The sequence below is a fragment of the Nocardioides candidus genome (genome assembly GCF_041321175.1).
In the GTDB taxonomy this organism is placed as follows: Bacteria; Actinomycetota; Actinomycetes; order Propionibacteriales; family Nocardioidaceae; genus Nocardioides.
In genome coordinates, this window is the sequence record NZ_JBGGWC010000001.1 from 1,658,898 (window position 1) to 1,679,020 (window position 20,123).

Below are 20,123 nucleotides of genomic sequence, written 5' to 3' on the forward strand. Positions count from 1 at the left end.
CGTGCAGTACGGCCAGCATCCCGCTCCGCGGTTCACCCTTGCCCACCTCAGCGACCCGCACCTGCTCGCCCACGACGCCCTGCAGTACGGCGCCGTCGTGCCCGAGGCGGGCCTCGTGCTCGCCCTCGAGCGGCTGCGCCGGCTCGACCCGGTGCCGCAGGGGCTGGTGTTCACCGGCGACCTCGCCGACCGGGCCGAGCCCGAGGCGTACGCGCGGCTGCGCGAGCTGGTCGAGCCCGCTGCGGCCGCCATGGGCGCCGAGGTCGTCTGGGTGATGGGCAACCACGACGAGCGCGCGCCGTACGCCCGCGGTCTCTTCGACGCCGACGACGACGGGCCTCAGGACCGGGTGCACGACATCGGCGGGCTGCGCGTCGTCGCGCTCGACACCACGGTGCCGGGCTACCACCACGGCGACCTCACCGACGACCAGCTCGACTGGCTGCGCGACCTGCTCCGCACGCCCGCCGAGCACGGCACGATCCTCGCGATGCACCACCCGCCGATCCCGGTGCCGACCATCGAGCCCGGCGCGATCCTCGAGCTGCTCGACCAGGAGCGGCTCGCGGCCGTGGTCCGCGGCAGCGACGTGCGCCAGGTGCTCGGCGGGCACTTCCACTACTCCTCGCACTCGACGTTCGCGGGCGTGCCGGTGTCCGTGGCCTCGGCGAGCTGCTACACGACCGACCCCGCCCCGGTCGACCGGCTCATCTCCGGGGTCGACGGCCACCAGGCGTTCAACACAGTCCACGTCTACGACGACCGCATCGTGCACACGGTCGTCCCGCTGCACGAGGCGCCCGAGGTGAGCGGGCAGTCCTCGGACCTGCGCGAGCCACTGGACGCGCTGACCCCCGAGGAGCGCCGCGAGATCCTCAGCCGCAAGGACTCCGACTTCAACCTGCCGCCGGCCGGCTAGGCGTCAGGGCTAGGGCTCGACGACCAGGATCCGGTCGTCGTCGGCGGCCGGGTCGCCGCGGCCGTCCGTGTTGCTGGTCGTCACCCACAGCCGCCCGTCCGGAGCGACGGCGACCGTGCGGAGCCGGCCGTAGGCGCCCTCGAAGTAGGCGGTCGGCTCACCGGCGTGCGCACCGTCGAGCGGGATCCGCCACAGCCGCGCGCCGCGGAGGCCGGCCATCCAGAGATCGCCGTCGCGGTAGGCGAGGCCCGACGGGGAGGCCTGGTCGGTGGGCCAGGTGAGCTCCGGGTCGTGGTACGCCGGCTCGCCGCCCGCACCCTCCACGACCGGCCAGCCGTAGTCGTCGCCGGCGACGATCAGGTTGAGCTCGTCGTAGGTGTCCTTGCCGAACTCGCTGGCCCACAGCCGTCCGGCGTCGTCGAACGCCAGCCCCTGCACGTTGCGGTGCCCCCACGACCAGACCTCGTCACCGAACGGGTTGCCGGGCGCGGGCGCACCGTCGGGCGTGATCCGCAGGATCTTCCCCGCGAACCCGGCGCGGTCGCGTGCCAGCTCGTCGCGGCCGGTCTCGCCGGTCGTGACGTAGAGGTAGCCGTCGGGACCGAACGCGAGCCGGCCGCCGTCGTGGACGTAGCCGTTGGGGATGCCGGTCAGCACCGGCTCGGTGGGGCCGAGGCGGTTGCCGTCGAGCGTGGCGCGGACGACCTGGTTGTCGTCGTCGGTGCACACGTAGAAGTACAGGAGGTGGTCGGCGTCGAAGTCGGGGGACACGGCGACGCCGAGCAGGCCGGCCTCGCCCTCCGCCGCGGTCTCGGGCACCCTGCCGACCTCGCTGACCGTGCCCTCGCCGTCACCCGCCGGCGGCTCGATCAGGAGCACCCGTGCGGAGTCACGCTCGGTGACGACCGCGCGGCCGTCGGGCAGGAAGTCCAGTCCCCACGGCACCGCCAGGCCGCTCGCCACGGTCGCGACGACCTGAGGGCCAGCACCCTGCCCGGCGGTGCGGCTCGACGGGTCGGTCGGCGTCGTCGTACTGCTGTCGGAGGGGGTGTCGTCGCTGCACGCGGACAGGAGGGCCGCAGTGGCGAGCAGTGCGGCAGCCGTACGACGGGCGCCCATGCGCTCGAGCGTAACCAGCCTCAGACGGCCGGGTTCTCCGAAGCCGTCACGCCGACCTTGGCCAGGAACTCCAGCAGCAGCTCGTGCACCGCCTCGGGCTGCTCGAGCTGGATGAAGTGGGAGCCGCGCAGCTCGATGTAGTCGGCGTCGGCGAGCCGCTCGGCGGCCGAGGCCATGTCGCGCGCCCCCGCGAGCAGGTCGTACGACGCCGCGACGAACCGGGCCGGCACCTCGATGCCGCTCAGCCGGACGCGGGCGTGCTTGGAGGTGCCGAGCGCGAGGTGGGCGTACCACTGCACCGGCGTGCTGATGAACTCCTCGATCGCGACGGCGGCGAGCTCGGGATCGGCGACGGGCAGCATGAAGCCGCTGTGCGAGATCACCGCGATGGCCTTGGTGCCGATCGGGATCCGCGTGGTGATCGGGCTCACCGCCCACCCCGTCAGCTTCGCCACCCGGCAGGCGCTGATGGTGAGCAGTCGCGCCACCTGGTGGGGCAGGCGGAGGGGCGCGAGCATCGTGCGGAAGGTGTCGCCGGGCACCCCGGCGACCGCGAAGAGGCCCGCGACCCGCTCCGGGTGGCGCACGGCCAGCTCGAACATCGTGTTGACGCCCATCGACCAACCCATGAGGACCGCGCGGTCGATGCCGAAGTGGTCCATGACCGAGAGCCCGTCCTCGACGAAGTGCTCGATCTCGACGTGGCTGCGGTCGGCCGGTCGCTCGGACCCGCTGACCCCGCGGTGGTTCCACGAGACGACGCGGACGCCGCAGTCGGGATCGAGCAGGGCCGGCCACATGTAGGCGTTGGTGCCGAGGCCGTTGCAGAGCACGACCGTCGGACCGTCGATCAGCCCCTCGGGGTCGTTGGTCCACGCACGGACGTGGGTCCCGTCGTCGGAGAGGATGTCGTGGAAGGACACCAGCTCGGTCTCGGCGGCGTCGCGCGCGGAAATGGGCATGCGGGGATTGTGCCTGAGCGCTCGGGCCCGTGGGGTGTGCCCTGCCGCACACGGACGGTCAGGCGTGCGCGGCCACCCCGGGCGTGGTGGTGGGGCTCACGTCGGTCGAGGCGGCGGGGGCGGCCCGCTCGGCGAGGTAGGAGGCGACCTCCTCGCGCTCGGCGCGTCGTCGGGCGCAGGCGGTCAGGGCGACCATCGCGTTGCGTCGGGCCTGCTGCTGAGAGGCGACGGGCCACCCGGAGACGGTCTGTCCGAGGCGGACCAGCTGGTGCACGGGCGAGAACATGAGGACTCCGATGGGGGGTTCGGGGATACCGCCCAACGTAGCCCCGCCGACCTGTCCGGCGCAGCAGAGGAACGTGACACTTCGGTTAATTGATCCTGAGTGCGCGGGCCGGCCGATCAGCCGACCGGTTGCGGGTCGACCGACCCGGTCGGTTCGTCGGGCGCACCCGTCCGCGTGGCCCCGACGCTCGCCCCGACGACGCACGCGATGGCCAGCCACTGCACGACGCTCAGGCGCTCGCCGACGACGAGGAGGCCGGCGAGCGCCGCTGCCGCGGGCTCCAGGCTCATCAGCACCCCGAAGAGCGCCGGCCGCAGCCGGCGCAGGGCCACCAGCTCGCAGCTGTAGGGGATCACCGAGCCGAGCAGGCCGACCGCCGCACCCAGCAGGAGGATCCGCCCGTCGGTCAGCGGGTCCCGGTCGATGGCCGCGAGCGACGGTGTCAGCAGGAGCACGGCGACGACGCTCGCCACCGCGAGCCCGTCCAGTCCCTCCCAGCGCCGTCCGGTGCCGGCGCTGAGCAGGATGTAGGCCGCCCACGAGGCGGCGGCCAGGAACGCGCAGGCCACGCCGATCCCGTCGAGGTCGGTCCGCTCGAGCCCGAGCAGCAGCACCCCCGCCGCCGCCAGCCCGACCCACGCCAGGTCGCGCGCGCGACGGGACCCGAGGACGGCCACCGCGAGCGGTCCGGTGAACTCGATCGTCACCGCGATGCCGATCGGGATCCGGCTGAAGGACTGGTAGATCGCCCAGTTCATCAGCCCCAGCGTCGCGCCGAACCCGAGGACGACCAGCCAGTCCCGGCGCCCCCGGCCGCGGACCCGGGGCCGTGCGATGACCAGGAGGATCAACGAGCTCGACGCCAGCCGCAGCCACACCATCCCGGTGGGGGAGACCTCGTCGAAGAGGTTCTTCGCGACCCCCGCCCCGAGCTGCACCGAGGCGATGCCGACGAGCACCAGGCCGATCGCGCTGCTCCGCGAGGACATCCGGGTGTCGGCGACCGATGACATCGTGGGCGTCACTCGGTCAATGTAGGAGCAGGCAGGGACTCGCGAGACGGATCGGAGACAGGCATGGGCACCATCTTGATGGTCGGCACGCGCAAGGGACTGTGGGTGGGTCGGTCGGACGATCGCCGCGCGGAGTGGTCGTGGAGCGGTCCCCACCACGACATGGAGGAGGTCTACTCCTGCCTGGTCGACACCCGTGGGTCCTCGCCCCGGCTGTTCGCGGGCGCGTCGTCGAGCTGGCTGGGCCCGCAGGTGCGGTGGTCCGACGACTTCGGCGCCACGTGGCAGGAGACGCCGGGCGGCGCGATCCGCTTCCCGGAGGGCGCCGGTGCCACCGTCGAGCGCGTGTGGCAGATCGTGCCCGGCACGGGTGAGGGCGTGCTCCACGCCGGCACCGAGCCCGGCGCGGTCTGGACCTCCGACGACGGCGGCGAGAGCTTCCGCCTGGAGGAAGCCCTGTGGCGCCACCCCCAGAAGCCCGACTGGGGCGCCGGTTTCGGCGGCCAGGCCTTCCACACAGTGCTCCCACACCCCACCGACCCGCAGTCCATCACCGTGGCGATCTCGACCGGCGGGGTCTACCAGACCACCGACGGGGGCGGCTCGTGGACCGCCCGCAACCAGGGGATCCGCGCCGACTTCCTTCCCGAGGACCAGCGCTACCCCGAGTTCGGCCAGTGCGTGCACAAGGTGGCCCGCCACCCCAGCCGTCCCGAGCGCCTCTTCGCGCAGAACCACGGCGGCGTCTACCGCTCCGACGACGAGGGCGGCTCGTGGACCTCGATCGGTGACGAGCTGCCGAGCGACTTCGGCTTCCCGATCGTCGTCCACCCGCACCGGCCCGACACGATCTACGTCTTCCCGCTCGGCGGCGGCGACGGGCGCTACCCGCCCGACGCGGTGCCGCGGGTGTGGCGCTCCGACGACGCGGGCGAGTCCTGGACGCCGTACGGCGACGGCCTGCCGGACGCCTTCTACGTCGGGGTGATGCGCGACGCCATGTGCGCCGACGGTCACGACCCGGCCGGCATCTACTTCGGGGCTCGCAACGGCTCGGTGTGGGCCTCGGCCGACGACGGGGAGCACTGGCAGGAGATCGCCCGCAACCTGCCCGACGTGCTGTCGGTCAAGGCCGGCACCTGGGAGGGCTGATCTCGCGGGCGGGACCGGACGACGACCGTGCGGCCGGCCACAGGCCGGCCGCACGGGTGCTCGGGTGCCTCGGCTACTTGGCGACCACCAGGCCGTCGATGCTGACCAGCTTGCCCTCGGCGCTGGTGACCTGGATCTTCAGCGTGCCCGTCCGCACGTTGGCGTAGGTCGCGAGGGGGATCACCTTCTTCTGGCCGGTGCCCTTGAGGCTGTAGGTCCCCAGGACGGTGCCCGCGAACGTCACCTTCACCGATCCGCCGTCGGCCACCTTGCGGACGACGAGCGCGAGGCGCTTCGCCCTCACCCCGGTCCGGGTGAGCGTGCGGCCGTGGTGGGTCGTGGTGACGAGGGTGTTGCGGAAGTTGCCGGTGTGGGTGATCTCGTTCCAGCCGTCGCCGACCAGGGAGCGGTCGTCCAGCGGGATGGTGGTGCACTGCTTCTCGCTGGTGGTCGAGTTGCCGGCCGTGTCGGTCGGGCGCACCTGGAAGCAGTAGCTGGTGCCGAGGATCCACGGGATGTCGGCCTTGCTGCCGGGCACGTTGTCGCGGATGACGTACGGCGCCGAGTGACCGGCCTCGTTCCACTTCGCCGTCGTCGCGTAGACATCGCTGCCAGTGATGCTGGACAGGGTGTCGGACATCGTCCAGGAGATCGGGAAGATCGTCATCGGGAGGGGCGGGTTCGTCAGCATGTCGGCGGGCAGCGGGTCGAGCGCGACGACAGGCCCGGAGGCGTCGAGGAAGCGACCCTGGGCGCCTGAGGCCTTGAAGACGACCGACACGGCGTTGCCCTCGCTGTCGACGTCGAGCGCCTGGTCGGCGGCGAAGCCACTGGTCGTCGAGGAGGAGACGAACGGCTGCACGGCGGTGCTCCGGTAGGACGTCGTGACGAACGAGCCGCTGGAGACCTGGAGGGCCCGGAGCCCGTCGTCGCTGACCCGGGCGACCACGTCGGTGATGTCGGACGACTGCCCCGGCAACAGCGAGGAGGTCCCGGGGGACGAGGCGTCGGCCGCTGAGGCGTAGCGCACGCGGGCCAGCCCGTTGGACTTGGCGACCCAGGCGAAGAGGGCGGACCCGTCGGCGTTGATGTCGACGCTCGGCGCGTAGGCGTACTCGTCGAGGGGCGAGACCGCGTCGGCCGCCTGGACGGTGCCGTCGGGGAGCACCCGGCTGGTCTCCGCCACGTAGAAGCCGTTGACGACCGAGGCGAAGATGACCTGGCCCTGCCCGTTGTCGCTGATGGCCGCATCGGGCTGGGCCGCGATGGGGCCGGCCGGCTTGGTGCTGGCCGGAAGGCTCCAGCCCTGGCCCGGGGTGCGCCGGGTGACGTCGACGATGCTGTCGACGAGGCCGGTGTAGGTGAAGGCGATCACCGCGGCGCCCTTGGAGCTGACGTCGAGGGAGGGGTTCCACGCCTTGGCGGGGGCGAGCACCTTCGACGTGCCGGGCTCGGCACCCTCGGGCCACTCGGTGACGACCAGCTCGTTGTCGGCGTCAGCGCTGTCGACCGCGGCGGTCGCGATCACCAGGCCGTTGTCGGCGATGCCGATGTCGGGCTTGCCCACGACGTCGGTGCCTGCCGGTGTGACCAGCTTCTGGCCGTAGTAGTAGTCGCTGGTGAACTTGCGGCTGACCCGGAGCCGGAGGTCGCCCGACACGTCCTCGACCCAGCCGACGACGACGTCGTTCTTGTCGTTGGCGGCGATGACGAGCCCGGTCGCGTCGACGGCGTTGCTCACCTGGGCCACCGTGCCCCACACGCCGTTCGTGGCGGTCGCGGTCCACACGACGCCGTTGATGATGGCGGCCGCGACGGCGCCACCCGGGCCGGTCGACACGACGTCGACGTCGGTCACGGTGCCGGCGGGGAGGGGGAGGGCGGTCGTGGACTTCCAGGAGGCGGCGTAGGTGGGCGTGGCCGGAAGTGCCGTCGAGAGGGCGCCCGCACTGAGGATGGCGGCGGTCGCACCGAGGATCTGCTTGCGCATGGTCTTGCCTTTCGTGGCGGGCGGTCTGCCCTGGTGGAGGTGAGGTCAACGTTCGTCGGTGACAGGTGTCCGCCACATCCGCGATGACCACGCATCCAAGGCGGTCGACTACGTAGTGATCTCGGAGACCTGCCGCGCCGAACCGGTGGTGCCCCCTACGATCACCAGCGTGCGATGTCCGGTCCTGGTGTCCCGGACCGCCGAGACGGCACAGCTCCGGGACGCACTCGCTCGGCCCTCCGCCGGCCACGGCGGGGTGTGGGTGCTGCGCGGCGAGCCCGGCGTGGGGAAGTCGCGGCTCGCGGCGAGCGTGGTGGCCGAGGCGGAGCAGGCCGGGCTGGCGGTGCTCGCCGGCCGCGCGGTCCGCTCGTCGGCGCCGATGCCGATGCGGCCCCTCGGCGAGGCGCTGCTGGCCTGGCTGCGCACCGGCACCGTGCCGGACGACAGCCGCCTGGCGCCGTACCTCCCCGCCCTCGGACGGCTCGCACCCCAGCTCGGCACGGCCCCTGACGACGGCGGGTCGTCCGTGATGCTCGTGGGCGAGGCGCTGCTGCGGCTCGCCGCTGCCATCGGGGGCGCCGGCGTGCTGCTGGTGGTCGAGGACCTCCACTGGGCCGACCCCGAGACCCTCGGTGTCCTGGAGTACGTCGCCGACAACGTCCGCGACGTGCCGCTGGCCGTCGTCGCGACCACCCGGCCGCACGAGGCGCCGGTCGTCACCGAGCTGCTCGACTCGCTGCAGGCGCGCGGTGCAGCGCGGGTGGTGGGCCTCGAGCCGCTCGACGCCGACGACGTGGCCGCGATGCTCGGCGCCTGCCTCGACGGGCCGGTGCCCGACGGGCTGGTCGACTGGGTGCTGCGCTTCTCCGCCGGGTTCCCGCTGCTGGTCGAGGAGGTGCTGGCGGACCTCCAGTCCTCGGGGGCCTTGATGCTCGAGGGCGAGCGCTGGCGGGTGGCCACCGGGCTCGAGGCCACCGTGCCGCCGTCGTTCGCGCGCTCGGTCGAGGCCCGCCTGGCCGCGCTGGGGTCCGTGGCGCGTGAGGTGATGGAGGCCTCGGCGCTGCTCGGCACGGACTTCGACTGGGAGGTGGTGGGAGCGGCGCTCGCGATCGACGACCGCGCCCTCGCCGGGGCGATCCGCGAGCTGCGCGACGAGCGGCTGGTCGTGCCCTCGGGCGACGGTTTCGCGATCCGCCACGCGCTGACGCGCGAGGCCGTGCTCGCCACTCTGCTCCCGCCCGACCGACGTCGGTTGGCCGGGGCGCTGGCGGCCGCGGTCGAGGCCGGGGCGGCGGACGGTGCGGTCGCGGGGACGGGGAGCGAGCAGGCGCTGGCCGAGCTCTTCGAGACCGCCGGCGACGACGGCCGGGCCGCCCAGCACTGGCTGGCGGCCGGGCGGGCCGCCCTCGCGCGCGGTGCCCTGACCAGCGCACTCGACGCCCTCGACCGGGCCGCCGCGCTGAGCGAGGCCGGCGGCGAGCTCGACCTCGAGGTCCGCGAGGCGCGGCTCGAGGTCCATGCGCTCGCCGGCGACCTGCCGCAGGCAGTCGCGACGGCCGACGAGCTGATCGAGGAGCTGAGCGGGCGCTCCGACGAGGGGGAGCGGCTGGTCCGGCTGCGCTACCGGCTGGCCCGGGCCCTGCTCGCCGGCGGGCTGTGGGACGAGGCGGAGGCGGCGCTGACGAGCGCCGACGGCGATCCGGGCCTCGGCCACGTGCTCGCCGCACGGCTCGCGCTCGGCCGCGAGCAGGAGGACCTCGCGGTCGAGCAGGCGCGAGCGGCGCTCGCGGCGGTCGGCGACGACCGGCCGGAGGTGGCCTGCGAGGCCTGGGAGGTCGTGGGACGTGCCGCGCGCGGGCGCGACGTCATCCAGGCGGAGGAGGCCTTCGAGGAGGGCTTCCGCATCGCCGATGGCAGCGGCTTGGTGCTGTGGCGCTGCCGGTTGCTCGCTCAGCTCGGCGCCCTCGACATCATCGGCCGGCGACCGACGGGCGAGCGGCTCGTCGCGGCCCGCTCGGCCGCGCTCGCGGCCGGTGCGATCGCCACGGCGGCGCGCGTGGAGCTCGACATCAACATGCTCCGCACCCGCTACTACGAGCTCGACGAGGCGATGGCCGCGATCGAGAACGCGATCGAGATGATGAGCCGGCTCCGGCTGCCGGACCTGTCGATCGCCTACCTCGTCCGCGCCCTCACCCATGGGCTCAAGGGCGACGACGACGCGATGACCGCCGACCTCGCCCGCGCCCGGGAGGTGCCCCACGACCCCGCCCTGCTCGACGTCGGCGTCCCCGGCCACGTGCTGGGCCCGGTGTCGCTGACGCGCGGCAAGTACGACGAGGCCCTCACCCACTGGGCCGCGGCCGTCGCCGCCGCCGACCGCTACCCCTCGCTCCCGTTCTCCGCACGCGGGCTCTGGGCCCTGCTCGAGACGGTGCTCGACTCCGGCGGGGACGGCGGCGCAGCGGCGCGCGAGGCGATTCGCAACGGACCGCAGGCCAACGCGCCGTACAACCGGTTCGTGCTGCGCTGCGCCGATGCCGTCGCGCTCGGGCGGGCGGGGGAGCGCCAGCAGGCCGAGCAGGTCTTCGCCGACGCCGAGTGGCCCTTCGGCGGTCGCGAGCCCTGGATGGAGCTGCACGCGCGGGCGCTGGTCGCCCGCGCAGCGGCGGCGTCCGGTTGGGGGGCTCCGGACCAGTGGTTCCGGCAGGCGCTCGACGGGTTCGTCGACTACGGCCAGACCGAGGCGGCCTCGGCCTGCCGGGTCGCCATGCGCGAGGCGGGCATCGCCGTACCCCGTCGTGCCGTCGGCAGCGACCGCGTCCCGCCGCACCTGCAGGCGCTCGGCGTCACCGCCCGCGAGTACGACGTCCTCGAGCTCGTCGTCTCCGGGATGCCCAACAAGGCGATCGCGGACCGGCTGTTCCTCTCGGTCCGCACGGTCGAGACCCATGTCGCCCGTCTGCTCCAGCGCACGGGCGCGGCCGACCGCGGTGAGCTCGCCGCGCACCTCACCGGCTGAAATCGGGATAGTCCCCCACGTTCGGCACCTCAATTCGCTGAAATCAGGTGCCGAACGTGGGGGACTATCCCCCCAGGTGGAGGCCCGGCCGCGGGGCGAGGCCGAGGTCATCGACGATCTCGACGCGGTCGACGTTCCAGCTCCGAGCGGTGTTGGCGGGGAGCTCGAGCGTGGCCCGCGCGACGTCGGAGGCCTGGGCCCGGTCCTCGAACTCGACGGTGATCGTGCAGTGGCGGCGGTCGTCGGCGAGGAACCAGTGGCTCGTGAGGTAGCCCGCCTGCTGGCGCATCCAGGGCGCCATCTCGCCGCGGAGCAGCCCGGCGACCTCCTCCGCCCGGGTCGGGTCGAGATCGAGGCTGATGAGGAGTGTGGTCACGGTCGCGCCCCCCGCGGTCTGGCCGAGATTCTGTTGCGTTGCTGCCTGGTGCCTCCACCCTGCCGCGCGGCCCGGCGCCGTACATCCGTGGTCGGTACGGATACAACATTCAACTTGTTCAAGGTATTGAAAGAGTTCTTTCGAAAGAGTACTTTCCATGCATGCGCCGACTCACCGACCCCCGCGAGCTCGCTGCGCTCGCCCACCCGGTCCGGATCGGGATCCTGGAGCTGCTGTCCCTCGAGGGCGCCCAGACGGCCACCGAGCTCGCGGAGCGCCTGGGGGAGTCGCCCGCCAACTGCAGCTGGCACCTCCGCAAGCTCGCCGAGCACGACTTCGTGCAGGAGACGGGTGACGGCCACGGCCGTCGCCGGCCGTGGCGGGTGACGGAGCTGGGGCTCAGCTGGGACTCCGAGGCGGCCCCCACCCTGGCCGACCACCAGCTGTCGGTGAGCCTGTCGGAGATGATGCTCGAGCGGAACCTCGACCGCCTCCACGCGGCCCGGCTGCGGGCACCCGAGGAGCCGCCGGAGTGGCGTTCGGCGATGGATGTCACGACCTCCGCGAGCTGGCTCACCGACGAGGAGCTCGCGGCGCGCAACGAGGAGATCAACGCGATCCTCATGCGTGACCTCGACCGCCTCACCGACCCGTCGAAGCGCCCCGAGGGTGCCCGCCTGTGCGAGTTCGTCGCGTGGGGCGTCCCGGTGACCTTCGGGGAGCCGGCGTCGTGAGGGGCGCCTTCCGCCAGAGCGGCTTCGCCCGTCTGTACGGCGGCCTGGCCGCCTCGATGCTCGGCGACTCGGTGATGCTCCTGGTGCTGAGCATCTGGGTGAAGACGCTGACCGGCTCCAACGCGCTCGCCGGGCTGACGTTCGTCTTCATGGTGGTCCCGTCGATCTTCGCGCCGCTCGCCGGCGTACTCATCGACCGGGTGCGCCGCCGCCCGTTGCTCGTCGCGGGCAACCTCGCCTCCGCGCTCGTCGTGCTGCCGCTGGTGCTGGTCCGCGACGCCGGCGACGTGTGGATCATCTGGCTCGTCGCCTTCGGCTACGGGATCAGCTTCGTCGTGCTCCCGGCGGCGCTCAACGGGCTGCTCAAGGAGCTGGTGCCCGACGAGCTGCTCGTCGAGGCCAACGCCGCGGTGCAGACGACGAAGGAGTCCTACCGGCTCTTCGGGCCGTTGCTGGGTGCCGCTCTGTTCGCCTGGCTCGGCGGATGGTCCGTGGCGCTCGTCGACGCGGCGTCCTTCGTCGTCGCGGCGCTGGCCATCGCCTCGGTCCGGGTCGCCGAGGAGGTGCCTGAGCGCAGCGAGGAGCCCGTGCTGCGGCAGATCGGCGCGGGCGTGCGCCACCTCGTCGGCGACCGGGTGCTCGGCCACACCCTGATCGGCGTCGCGCTCACCATGCTGGTGATCGGGTTCACCGAGTCCACGATCTACGCACTGCTCGACGCGTTCGACCGCCCGGCCACCTATGCGGGCGTCTTCGTCACCGCGATGGGCGTCGGGGCGATCGCCGCCGGGGTGGTCGCCTCGCGTGCTGTCCGCCGCGCCGGGGAGGTGACCGGCATCGTCGCCGGCCTGCTGCTCTTCGCCGCCGCCTCCGCGGGCATCGCCGCGGCGCCCACGATGACCGTGGTCCTGGTCTTCGCCGCCGTGGCCGGGGCCGGCCTGCCCCTGATGATCATCGGCTACCTCACGCTGCTGCAGCGTCGTACGCCGCAGGCCGTGATGGGCCGGGCCTCGACCGCGGCCGAGGTCATGATGGCCACGCCGCAGGCGATCTCGCTCGCGCTCGGGTCGCTCCTGGTCGTGGTCTGGGACTACCGGGTGATCTTCGCGGTGGTGGGGCTGGTGACCGCGCTCGGCGCCCTCCACATCGTCGTCCGGCTGCGCGACCACATCGCCCAGGAGTGGCGGGCGGGAGCGGGCGCGGATCCACGGAGCGGGCTCGCCGCCGTCGGTCCGGTGCCGCCCGACTAAATTGCAGGCATGACCGACGCCCCCGACATCAAGCCCCGTTCGCGCGACGTCACGGACGGCCTCGAGAGGGCCGCCGCCCGAGGCATGCTGCGCGCGGTGGGCATGGGGGACGAGGACTTCGCGAAGCCGCAGATCGGCGTCGCCTCGAGCTGGAACGAGATCACGCCCTGCAACCTGTCGCTCGACCGGCTCGCGAAGGCGGTCAAGAACGGCGTGCACGCCGCCGGCGGCTACCCGCTGGAGTTCGGCACGATCTCGGTGTCCGACGGCATCTCGATGGGCCACGAGGGGATGCACTTCTCCCTGGTCTCGCGCGAGGTCATCGCCGACTCCGTCGAGACGGTGATGATGGCGGAGCGTCTCGACGGCTCGGTGCTGCTGGCTGGTTGCGACAAGTCGTTGCCCGGCATGCTGATGGCCGCTGCCCGACTCGACCTCGCCAGCGTCTTCCTGTACGCCGGCTCGATCATGCCCGGCAACGTCGACGGCCGTGACGTGACGATCATCGACGCCTTCGAGGCGGTCGGCGCGTGCCTCGCGGGCAAGATCACCCGCGAGGAGGTCGACCGCATCGAGCGGGCGATCTGCCCGGGAGAGGGCGCGTGCGGCGGCATGTACACGGCCAACACCATGGCCTCGATCGGCGAGGCGCTCGGCATGTCCCTGCCCGGCTCGGCGGCCCCGCCGGCCGTCGACCGCCGACGTGACGGCTTCGCCCACAGGTCCGGCGAGGCCGTCGTCGGGATGCTCCGCCGCGGCATCACCGCGCGCCAGATCATGACGCGCGAGGCGTTCGAGAACGCGATCGCCGTGACCATGGCGCTCGGCGGCTCCACCAACGCGGTGCTGCACCTGCTGGCCATCGCCCGCGAGGCCGAGGTCGAGCTCGACCTCGACGACTTCAACCGCATCGGCGACAAGGTGCCGCACCTCGGCGACCTCAAGCCGTTCGGCCGGTTCGTGATGAACGACGTCGACAAGATCGGCGGCATCCCCGTCGTCATGCGCGCGCTGCTCGACGCCGGCCTGCTGCACGGTGACTGCCTCACCGTGACCGGCCGGACGATGGCCGAGAACCTCGCCGAGATCGCGCCGCCCGACGTCGACGGCGAGATCATCCGCGCGCTCGACAAGCCGATCCACAAGACCGGCGGCCTCACGATCCTCAAGGGGACGCTGGCCCCGGAGGGTGCCGTGGTGAAGAGTGCCGGCTTCGACGAGTCCGTCTTCACCGGCACGGCTCGGGTCTTCGACGGTGAGCGGGCCGCGCTCGACGCGCTCGGCGAGGGCAAGATCCAGCCACGCGACGTCGTGGTGATCCGCTACGAGGGCCCGAAGGGCGGCCCCGGCATGCGCGAGATGCTCGCGATCACCGGTGCCATCAAGGGCGCCGGGCTCGGCAAGGACGTGCTGCTGGTGACCGACGGCCGCTTCTCCGGCGGCACGACCGGCCTGTGTGTCGGCCACATCGCCCCCGAGGCGGTCGATGCCGGCCCGATCGCCTTCGTGCGGGACGGCGACCCGATCACCCTCGACGTCGCCAACCGGACCCTCGAGCTCGGCGTCGATGCCGATGAGCTCGAGCGCCGCAAGGAGGGCTGGGAGCCGTTGCCGCCGAAGTACACCCGCGGTGTGCTCGGCAAGTACGCCAAGATCGTCCAGTCGGCGGCGGTCGGAGCGGTCACCGGCTGATCGCCGTTGGGCCTACGATCCTCGTCGTGCCCGAGCTGAACGCCTTCGACCAGCCCGTCGGGGACGAGGTCCCCGGCTGGACGCCGCGGCCCGCCCCGGAGCCCGTCGTGCTGGAGGGGCGCTACGTCGCCGTCGTACCGCTGACGTCGGCGCACTACGCGGACCTGTTCGCCGCGGTGTGCGGTCCCGATGACGACCGGCTGTGGACCTACCGCCCGATCGCGAAGCCCGCGTCGCTGCCGACGCTGTGGATGCACCTGGCCGAGCTGGTCGACTCCGAGCTGACCTTCGCGCTCATCCCTGCCGAGGGCGAGCGGGCCGGGAGCGCGAGCGGGATCGCGTCGTACATGCGGGTGGATCCTCGCACCGGGCAGGTCGAGGTCGCCGGCGTCCTCTTCTCGGAGGTGCTGCAGCGCACCCGTGCGGCCACCGAGGCGATCCACCTGCTCATGAGGCACGCCTTCGACGACCTCGGCTACCGGCGGTTCGAGTGGAAGTGCGACAGCCTCAACGAGCCGTCGCGCCGCGCGGCCACGCGGCTCGGCTTCGTCCACGAGGGCCGGTTCCGCAACCACATGGTCACCCAGGGCCGCAACCGCGACACCGACTGGTACTCCGTCACCGACGGCGAGTGGCCGGCCGTCCGCGCCGCCCACGAGGCGTGGCTGGACCCCGCCAACTTCGACGCCCACGGCCGTCAGCTGAGCGCGTTGTCGAGCCTCACACCGGCGCGCTGACGCGGTCCGCGGTCGTCGCCACGACCTCGCGCGCCGTGCGGATCCGGCGGAAGTACGTCGCCCGGCTGAGGAACGTCGAGCGCATCACCTGGTCGTGGGTGGCCGCCGGCTCGAGGTAGCGCTGCTCGATCAGCGCGGCCAGGTCGGGCTGGTCGTGCAGCGCCGCCAGGATCGTGCGGCGCACCCAGGTCCGCACCCGGTCGGCCGCGTGCTCGGTCTCGTGCCCGAGCGGAGCACAGGGCAGCGTGGCGAGGGCGGCGTCGTCGTGGAAGTCGTCGAGGGCGGCGAGCACCAGCTCGCCCTGCGTCCGCGGCTCCGGCAGGTCGATGCCGTGCTCGGCGGCGACGCTGCGGAAGAGCAGCCCGACCAGTCCGCAGGGTCCGACGTCCGCGACCCACGACCGCACCTCCTCGCCGCCGACGAGCCGCCGCAGCTCGGGGACCTCGACGTAGCCGCAGTCGGTCATGATCGTGCGGTCGCCGTCGGTCCAGCCGAACTCGTTGACCAGGTCGTAGCGCGGGTTGGGCACGCGGCAGCGGCGCAGGGCGTTGCCGTTGCGCAGCGGGACGACGTTCGGGTCCTCCTCCGCCGCGCCCGGTGCGAGCAGCTGGAAGGGGCTGACGACGGCGCGGTCGCTGATGCCGTGCCGCTCGGCGTAGTCGATCAGCGGTGCGACGAGCTCGGCCCGGGGGTCCTCGGTCCGCACCAGCGACACGGCGTCGCTCAGCGGCAGCGCGAGGGCGATCGCCAGCAGTCGGCCGTCGGTGTGCCGCACGACCTGGGCGGGCGGACGCCAGGTCTCCGGCGTGGGCGGGTCCACCCAGGGGCGTACGGCGGCCGCAAGCCCCTCGGGCAACCAGCTGCCGATCTCGTCGGCCTCGCCGGGGCGCACGTCGTCGCCGTACAACGTCGCCGTCGGTGCGGGCGCCATGCCGGCGCGCAGCCGCGGGTCCTCGCTGAGCCCGGCGAGCTGGTGCAGGGCGCGGGTGTCGCCGGCGCGCGCCCGGTCGCGCAGGTGCGAGGCGATGCGGAGCACCAGGCCCGGCACCTGCATGCCGTCGTGGCGGACCCGCTCGGCCACCGCGTGCGCGACGAGCGGGTGCAGGGTGAGGCCGGCGCCGCTGCGCTCGACGAAGGAGTACGACGACAACAGGGCCAGCGACGCCTGGCCGTCGCGCTCGGGGAGCACGTCGGCGAGCATGGCCTCGTCGACCCACCCGGCGACGGCGGCGACCTCGAGCAGCTCGCTGTCGAGCTGGTCGAGGGCGAGCCCGGAGACCTGGCCGACGAGGTCGCCCGCGGTCGCGGCGAGGACCGCCCCGCCCGGCTCGATCGCCGCCGCACCGTGCTCGACCCACGCGGCCGCGCCGAGCACGAGCGCCAACGGGAGTCCGCAGGCCCACTCGGTCACGACCGTGCGTGCCGCCGCCTCGGTCACGCCGTGCCGGCGGAGGAGCTCGTCGGACTGGCCGGCGTCGAGCGCCGGCATCCGCAGCGTCGCCACGAGCGGGGCCAGGTCGGCGGGCACCCAGCCCTCGGGGTGGGTCGGGGCCGCCGCGACGACCCGGGTCTCCCCGGGCAGGGAGGCGAGCACCCGTCCGAGCGCCTGCGCGCGGGCGCCGAGGTGCCCGAGCTCGTCGATGATGATCAGGAGGCCCCCGGCGGGCAGGTCGCCGAGGATGTCGGTCAGCCGAGCGCCGGCCGCGGTCATCTGGCGTCCGTCCAGTGCGACCACGTGGTAGCCGCCGCGCTCGCCGCGGCGCGCCGCCTCGCGCAGCGCCGCGCTCTTCCCGGAGCCGCCGCCTCCGCTCAGCAGCAGGAGCCGGATGTCCGTCGTGTCGTCGAGCAGCTGGTCGAGGCGCCGCGAGAGCGCGTCGGGGCAGACGTAGCGCCGCTCGTCCACGGTGTTCGCGAGGTTGGCGAGGGTCGCCGGCACCGCGGCATCGGCCGCGCGGCGAGTCGTGAGGTGCTGCAAGGAGCCCACGGGCCCCAGGGTGATGGACACGCTTCGAGTTTTCTTCGAGTCGGCCGAATCGAAACCTTCGAAGGTGAAGGTTTAACCATCCGCGCGCCGGGCCGACCGCGGGCGCGGGCGTCGGCGGGTGGTGCCAAGGTGGGGTGATGGACCAGCGGATCAGCTTCGTGACCCTCGCCGTGACGGACCTCGACGCGACGCGGCGGTTCTACGTCGACGGCCTGGGCTGGCACCCCGAGCTCGACGTCCCGGGGGAGGTGCTGATGTTCCGGACGGGGGAACACCTCGTCCTCTCGCTGTGGGACCGCGACCACTTCGCCGAGGAGGTCGGCGAGCCCACGATGACCGGCATCGCCCCGATCACCCTCGCCCACAACCTGGCGACGAAGGAGGAGGTCGACGGAGTGCTCGCGCTCGCCCGGGAGGCCGGTGCCGACCCGGTCTCCGACGCCGTCCAGCGCGACTGGGGTGGCTACACGGGCTACTTCGGCGATCCCGACGGCTACCGCTGGGAGGTCGCCTACAACCCCGGCGACATCGGGCGGCTCGTGCTGCCGGACTGACGCCGACCCGTAGGTCGGCGGGCCTGCGGGTGCCTTCGTGTCCCACGCCGCCCTAGTCGGACCAGTGACCCTTCTTGCACACGTAGCTCTTGCGCTCACGGCCGATGGGTGACGTCGCGGTGACCGTGAATCGGTTGATCTTCACCTGCTTGAGGTTCTCGTACGCCACGTCCACCTTCCGGCCGCGGGGGTTCCCGTCGGGAGACACGATCCTGAACGTCCACACCGACTCGACCTCGCCCCCCTCGACGGTTGCTGCGAAGTCCTCGGCGTGGAGGGTCGGCAATGTGACGCCGTTGTCGATTCGGGCGGCTTCGTCGGAATCGATGCATGAGTAGTCGCCGTCCCTCAGTGGGAGGAGCGAGCTGTTGTAGACCTGGCAGGCGAGGAAGCCCAGTACGGCCGGCAGAGCGAGCACAGCGATGATGAACCACTGATTGAGGTAGAAGGGCACCTTGAATTCGCTCCCGGTGCTTTCCATGGCGATCCTCCGGCGCTGTGCTACAAGTGGTCGATGACCGACGACGCGACAATGCTCTTCTTCAACCAAGCGATCAAGGCCCACCAGACCTTCGTCCAGCAGGCCGGAATGACGACGGGTGAGATCGTGATAGCTGAGAAGTTGCACGGCATTCTCTCGCTGATGATCTTCGACCAGACGGCGCGAATGAACAGGGCCAACAAAGCCTGAACTCCGCATGGTGGAAGGAACCTGACGCTCGCGCCGCGATCGAGCCTTCGGGCGACGTGGGCGGCCACGGGCAGGTTCTGCGGGGCGATCGTCTCGCGCTGGGCTCGCGTGACCGCTCGGCTCCCAGTGCGTCGTCGCCCGAGGACGTGCGTCAGGTGGCCTGTCGCAGGGCGAGGCGAGCGATCGCGAGGGCCTCGGCCTTCTTGATGAGTGGCGGGTACACGAAGCGGGGGAACGGGTCGCGGATCCGGCCCACCTCCGCCCTGATGACCACGGAGCCCTTGCGGGCGACAACGGCGTATCCGGACCCCTTGAGGTTGTCGACCTGCCGGTAGGTCCACGCAACGCTCTGCTCGCCGACGCGTCGCGCCCTGACCCGCTCGCGGCGCGTGGTGGAGATGCCGTCGCAATCGGTGCACGTCCACTCGGTCACCCGTGGGCACCGTCGCGGGTAGGAGACGTTGCGCTCGACCGCCTCGCGCGCCCCGTCGACGCTGGCGTAGTGGAAGACCGCTATCTCCACGACTGCGGTGACCGACCTCGGCAGGCCGCGCTCGCGGCCGAAGTAGCCGCGCTGCTTGGCCTCCTCGTACGAGAGCATCTGGCGGTCCGAGCGGCACTGCCGGGGACGGCCGCCGATCGTCCTCGTGACCCTTCCGGTCGAGGCCCACCAGCGGCCGGTCCCGTCGAGGGCGGACCGGACCGCCGTCTTGGCGGGAAGGTCGGAGCCGTCGATGGTCGCCGTCGCCGGGGCAAGCGCGAGGACACCTCCGAGGAGTCCCAGAAGTGCGACGAGCGGGATCCACCCCCGGCGCAGCGCACTGGAGCGAGGAGCTGTTCGGTGCCGTGTCATGGAGGGATTCCAACATCCCCGTCCGACATTGCGTGGCTAACCGGCGCAACGCCCTGCAATTCCCACTTCTCCAGCCACTTCACCGGGCGGGGCCGTAGCGTGCCGTCCGTGCGCCCCGAACAGAGAGTGCTCCGTGCGGCGACGGCTGCTGTCTGCGGCGTCGCGCTCGCCCTCTCCGGTTGCGGCGGCGACGAGGGTATGAGTGGATCTGCTGATTCCTCGACGTCGCCGACGGTGGACCTGGATCAGGTCCAGGTCTTGATCGCTGCTCACGACCTCGCGGCCGGGACCGCCTTCGATCGTGCGCTCGAGAACGGGGACATCATGCTGGCTGCCGTGCCCGCAAGCGAGGTACAGGAGGGTGCGAGCGACGATCCCGACGCGTTCAGGGGCGCTGTCGTCGTCGAGCCGATCGGGCAGGGTGAGCAGATCACTCCCGAGGGAGTGAATGACGACCCAGCCGTCGCAACCCTGCCGATTCCTCCCGGGAGGATTGCGATCACCATCGAGGTCGCGCGTCCGCTGGGGGCCGTGATGCCGGGAGCACTCGTGCGGCTGCGCATCGTCAAGCCTGGCAGCACGCGGGACGTGCTGCCGCGCGACATCCTCGTCCTCGCCGCGGGAGAGACTCGTTTGGCCCAGGGGACCGTTGGCCTGCTGACGGTGGCGGTGAGCCGGAAGGAAGCCGAGAAGCTCCGATTCGCTGACAAGCTGGCCGAGGTCACGTCAGGTGCCCTCACGGCCGAGGTCGCGGGCTGAGCCGAGCGTCGGATGCGTCGGGGGCTGCGG

The 20,123-nt window shown here is 72.5% G+C and carries 19 protein-coding genes; 10 read left to right on the forward strand and 9 right to left on the reverse strand.

The genetic code is table 11. The features are described 5' to 3' along the window. The first annotated feature begins 1 nt into the window (after position 1). Positions 2 to 919, forward strand: a complete 918-nt coding sequence (locus ACAX67_RS08260) for a metallophosphoesterase (RefSeq protein WP_370703330.1) — start codon at positions 2 to 4, stop codon at positions 917 to 919. Positions 920 to 928: 9 nt separating this feature from the next. Here ACAX67_RS08260 and ACAX67_RS08265 read toward each other — a convergent pair whose 3' ends face one another. From ACAX67_RS08265 to ACAX67_RS08280, 4 genes are all read right to left on the reverse strand, one after another. After that, positions 929 to 2,038, reverse strand: coding sequence for a PQQ-dependent sugar dehydrogenase (locus tag ACAX67_RS08265; RefSeq protein ID WP_370703331.1), 1,110 nt, complete (start codon positions 2,036 to 2,038; stop codon positions 929 to 931). A gap of 20 nt (positions 2,039 to 2,058) precedes the next feature. Continuing rightward, positions 2,059 to 3,000 carry an alpha/beta fold hydrolase gene (locus tag ACAX67_RS08270; protein ID WP_370703332.1) on the reverse strand — a complete coding sequence of 314 codons (942 nt, stop codon included), beginning with the start codon at positions 2,998 to 3,000 and terminating at the stop codon, positions 2,059 to 2,061. Positions 3,001 to 3,058: 58 nt separating this feature from the next. Beyond that, positions 3,059 to 3,286 (reverse strand): hypothetical protein, encoded by a 228-nt coding sequence (locus tag ACAX67_RS08275; RefSeq protein ID WP_370703333.1) that lies wholly within the window; start codon positions 3,284 to 3,286, stop codon positions 3,059 to 3,061. A gap of 116 nt (positions 3,287 to 3,402) precedes the next feature. Continuing rightward, positions 3,403 to 4,311 (reverse strand): EamA family transporter, encoded by a 909-nt coding sequence (locus ACAX67_RS08280; RefSeq protein ID WP_370703334.1) that lies wholly within the window; start codon positions 4,309 to 4,311, stop codon positions 3,403 to 3,405. A gap of 51 nt (positions 4,312 to 4,362) precedes the next feature. On the opposite strand from ACAX67_RS08280, the gene ACAX67_RS08285 reads away from it, so the two are divergent. Then, positions 4,363 to 5,451: a WD40/YVTN/BNR-like repeat-containing protein gene (locus ACAX67_RS08285; RefSeq protein WP_370703335.1), complete on the forward strand. Its 1,089-nt coding sequence runs from the start codon at positions 4,363 to 4,365 to the stop codon at positions 5,449 to 5,451. A gap of 73 nt (positions 5,452 to 5,524) precedes the next feature. On the opposite strand, the gene ACAX67_RS08290 is transcribed toward ACAX67_RS08285, so the two are convergent. After that, positions 5,525 to 7,441 (reverse strand): hypothetical protein, encoded by a 1,917-nt coding sequence (locus tag ACAX67_RS08290; RefSeq protein WP_370703336.1) that lies wholly within the window; start codon positions 7,439 to 7,441, stop codon positions 5,525 to 5,527. A gap of 169 nt (positions 7,442 to 7,610) precedes the next feature. Here ACAX67_RS08290 and ACAX67_RS08295 point away from each other — a divergent pair, with 169 nt between their 5' ends. Beyond that, entirely contained in the window at positions 7,611 to 10,463 is a 2,853-nt protein-coding gene (locus tag ACAX67_RS08295) for an ATP-binding protein (RefSeq protein ID WP_370703337.1), read from the forward strand. A gap of 64 nt (positions 10,464 to 10,527) precedes the next feature. On the opposite strand, the gene ACAX67_RS08300 is transcribed toward ACAX67_RS08295, so the two are convergent. Beyond that, complete coding sequence (locus ACAX67_RS08300) at positions 10,528 to 10,839, reverse strand: hypothetical protein (RefSeq protein WP_370703338.1); 312 nt, start codon at positions 10,837 to 10,839, stop codon at positions 10,528 to 10,530. A gap of 161 nt (positions 10,840 to 11,000) precedes the next feature. Here ACAX67_RS08300 and ACAX67_RS08305 point away from each other — a divergent pair, with 161 nt between their 5' ends. Genes ACAX67_RS08305 through ACAX67_RS08320 form a run of 4 tightly spaced genes read left to right on the forward strand, consistent with a single transcriptional unit; the run spans position 11,001 to position 15,252 of the window. Then, on the forward strand, positions 11,001 to 11,573 hold the full coding sequence (locus ACAX67_RS08305) for an ArsR/SmtB family transcription factor (RefSeq protein WP_370703339.1): 573 nt from the start codon (positions 11,001 to 11,003) through the stop codon (positions 11,571 to 11,573). Continuing rightward, positions 11,570 to 12,823 (forward strand): MFS transporter, encoded by a 1,254-nt coding sequence (locus tag ACAX67_RS08310; protein ID WP_370703340.1) that lies wholly within the window; start codon positions 11,570 to 11,572, stop codon positions 12,821 to 12,823. Before ACAX67_RS08305 ends, ACAX67_RS08310 begins: the two co-directional genes overlap by 4 nt. Positions 12,824 to 12,832: 9 nt before the next feature. Then, positions 12,833 to 14,515: a dihydroxy-acid dehydratase gene (ilvD, locus tag ACAX67_RS08315; protein ID WP_370703341.1), complete on the forward strand. Its 1,683-nt coding sequence runs from the start codon at positions 12,833 to 12,835 to the stop codon at positions 14,513 to 14,515. Positions 14,516 to 14,541: 26 nt separating this feature from the next. Then, positions 14,542 to 15,252 carry a GNAT family N-acetyltransferase gene (locus ACAX67_RS08320; protein WP_370703342.1) on the forward strand — a complete coding sequence of 237 codons (711 nt, stop codon included), beginning with the start codon at positions 14,542 to 14,544 and terminating at the stop codon, positions 15,250 to 15,252. On the opposite strand, the gene ACAX67_RS08325 is transcribed toward ACAX67_RS08320, so the two are convergent. Beyond that, positions 15,236 to 17,257 (reverse strand): amino acid adenylation domain-containing protein, encoded by a 2,022-nt coding sequence (locus tag ACAX67_RS08325; protein WP_370703343.1) that lies wholly within the window; start codon positions 17,255 to 17,257, stop codon positions 15,236 to 15,238. The two genes, ACAX67_RS08320 and ACAX67_RS08325, sit on opposite strands and share 17 nt — an antisense overlap. A gap of 116 nt (positions 17,258 to 17,373) precedes the next feature. Between ACAX67_RS08325 and ACAX67_RS08330 the strand changes: the two genes are divergently transcribed. Further along, positions 17,374 to 17,790 (forward strand): VOC family protein, encoded by a 417-nt coding sequence (locus ACAX67_RS08330; RefSeq protein WP_370703344.1) that lies wholly within the window; start codon positions 17,374 to 17,376, stop codon positions 17,788 to 17,790. A 52-nt stretch (positions 17,791 to 17,842) separates the two neighbouring features. Here the strand turns inward: ACAX67_RS08330 and ACAX67_RS08335 are convergent, their stop codons facing one another. Continuing rightward, the gene (locus ACAX67_RS08335) at positions 17,843 to 18,271 is read right to left on the reverse strand and encodes a hypothetical protein (protein ID WP_370703345.1); all 429 of its coding nucleotides are present in this window, start codon (positions 18,269 to 18,271) and stop codon (positions 17,843 to 17,845) included. A 33-nt stretch (positions 18,272 to 18,304) separates the two neighbouring features. On the opposite strand from ACAX67_RS08335, the gene ACAX67_RS08340 reads away from it, so the two are divergent. Then, complete coding sequence (locus ACAX67_RS08340) at positions 18,305 to 18,481, forward strand: hypothetical protein (protein WP_370703346.1); 177 nt, start codon at positions 18,305 to 18,307, stop codon at positions 18,479 to 18,481. A gap of 151 nt (positions 18,482 to 18,632) precedes the next feature. Here ACAX67_RS08340 and ACAX67_RS08345 read toward each other — a convergent pair whose 3' ends face one another. Continuing rightward, on the reverse strand, positions 18,633 to 19,334 hold the full coding sequence (locus tag ACAX67_RS08345) for a hypothetical protein (RefSeq protein ID WP_370703347.1): 702 nt from the start codon (positions 19,332 to 19,334) through the stop codon (positions 18,633 to 18,635). A gap of 108 nt (positions 19,335 to 19,442) precedes the next feature. On the opposite strand from ACAX67_RS08345, the gene ACAX67_RS08350 reads away from it, so the two are divergent. After that, a complete protein-coding gene (locus tag ACAX67_RS08350; RefSeq protein ID WP_370703348.1) occupies positions 19,443 to 20,093 on the forward strand; it encodes an SAF domain-containing protein in 651 nt (216 codons plus the stop codon). The last annotated feature ends 30 nt before the right edge of the window (positions 20,094 to 20,123 follow it).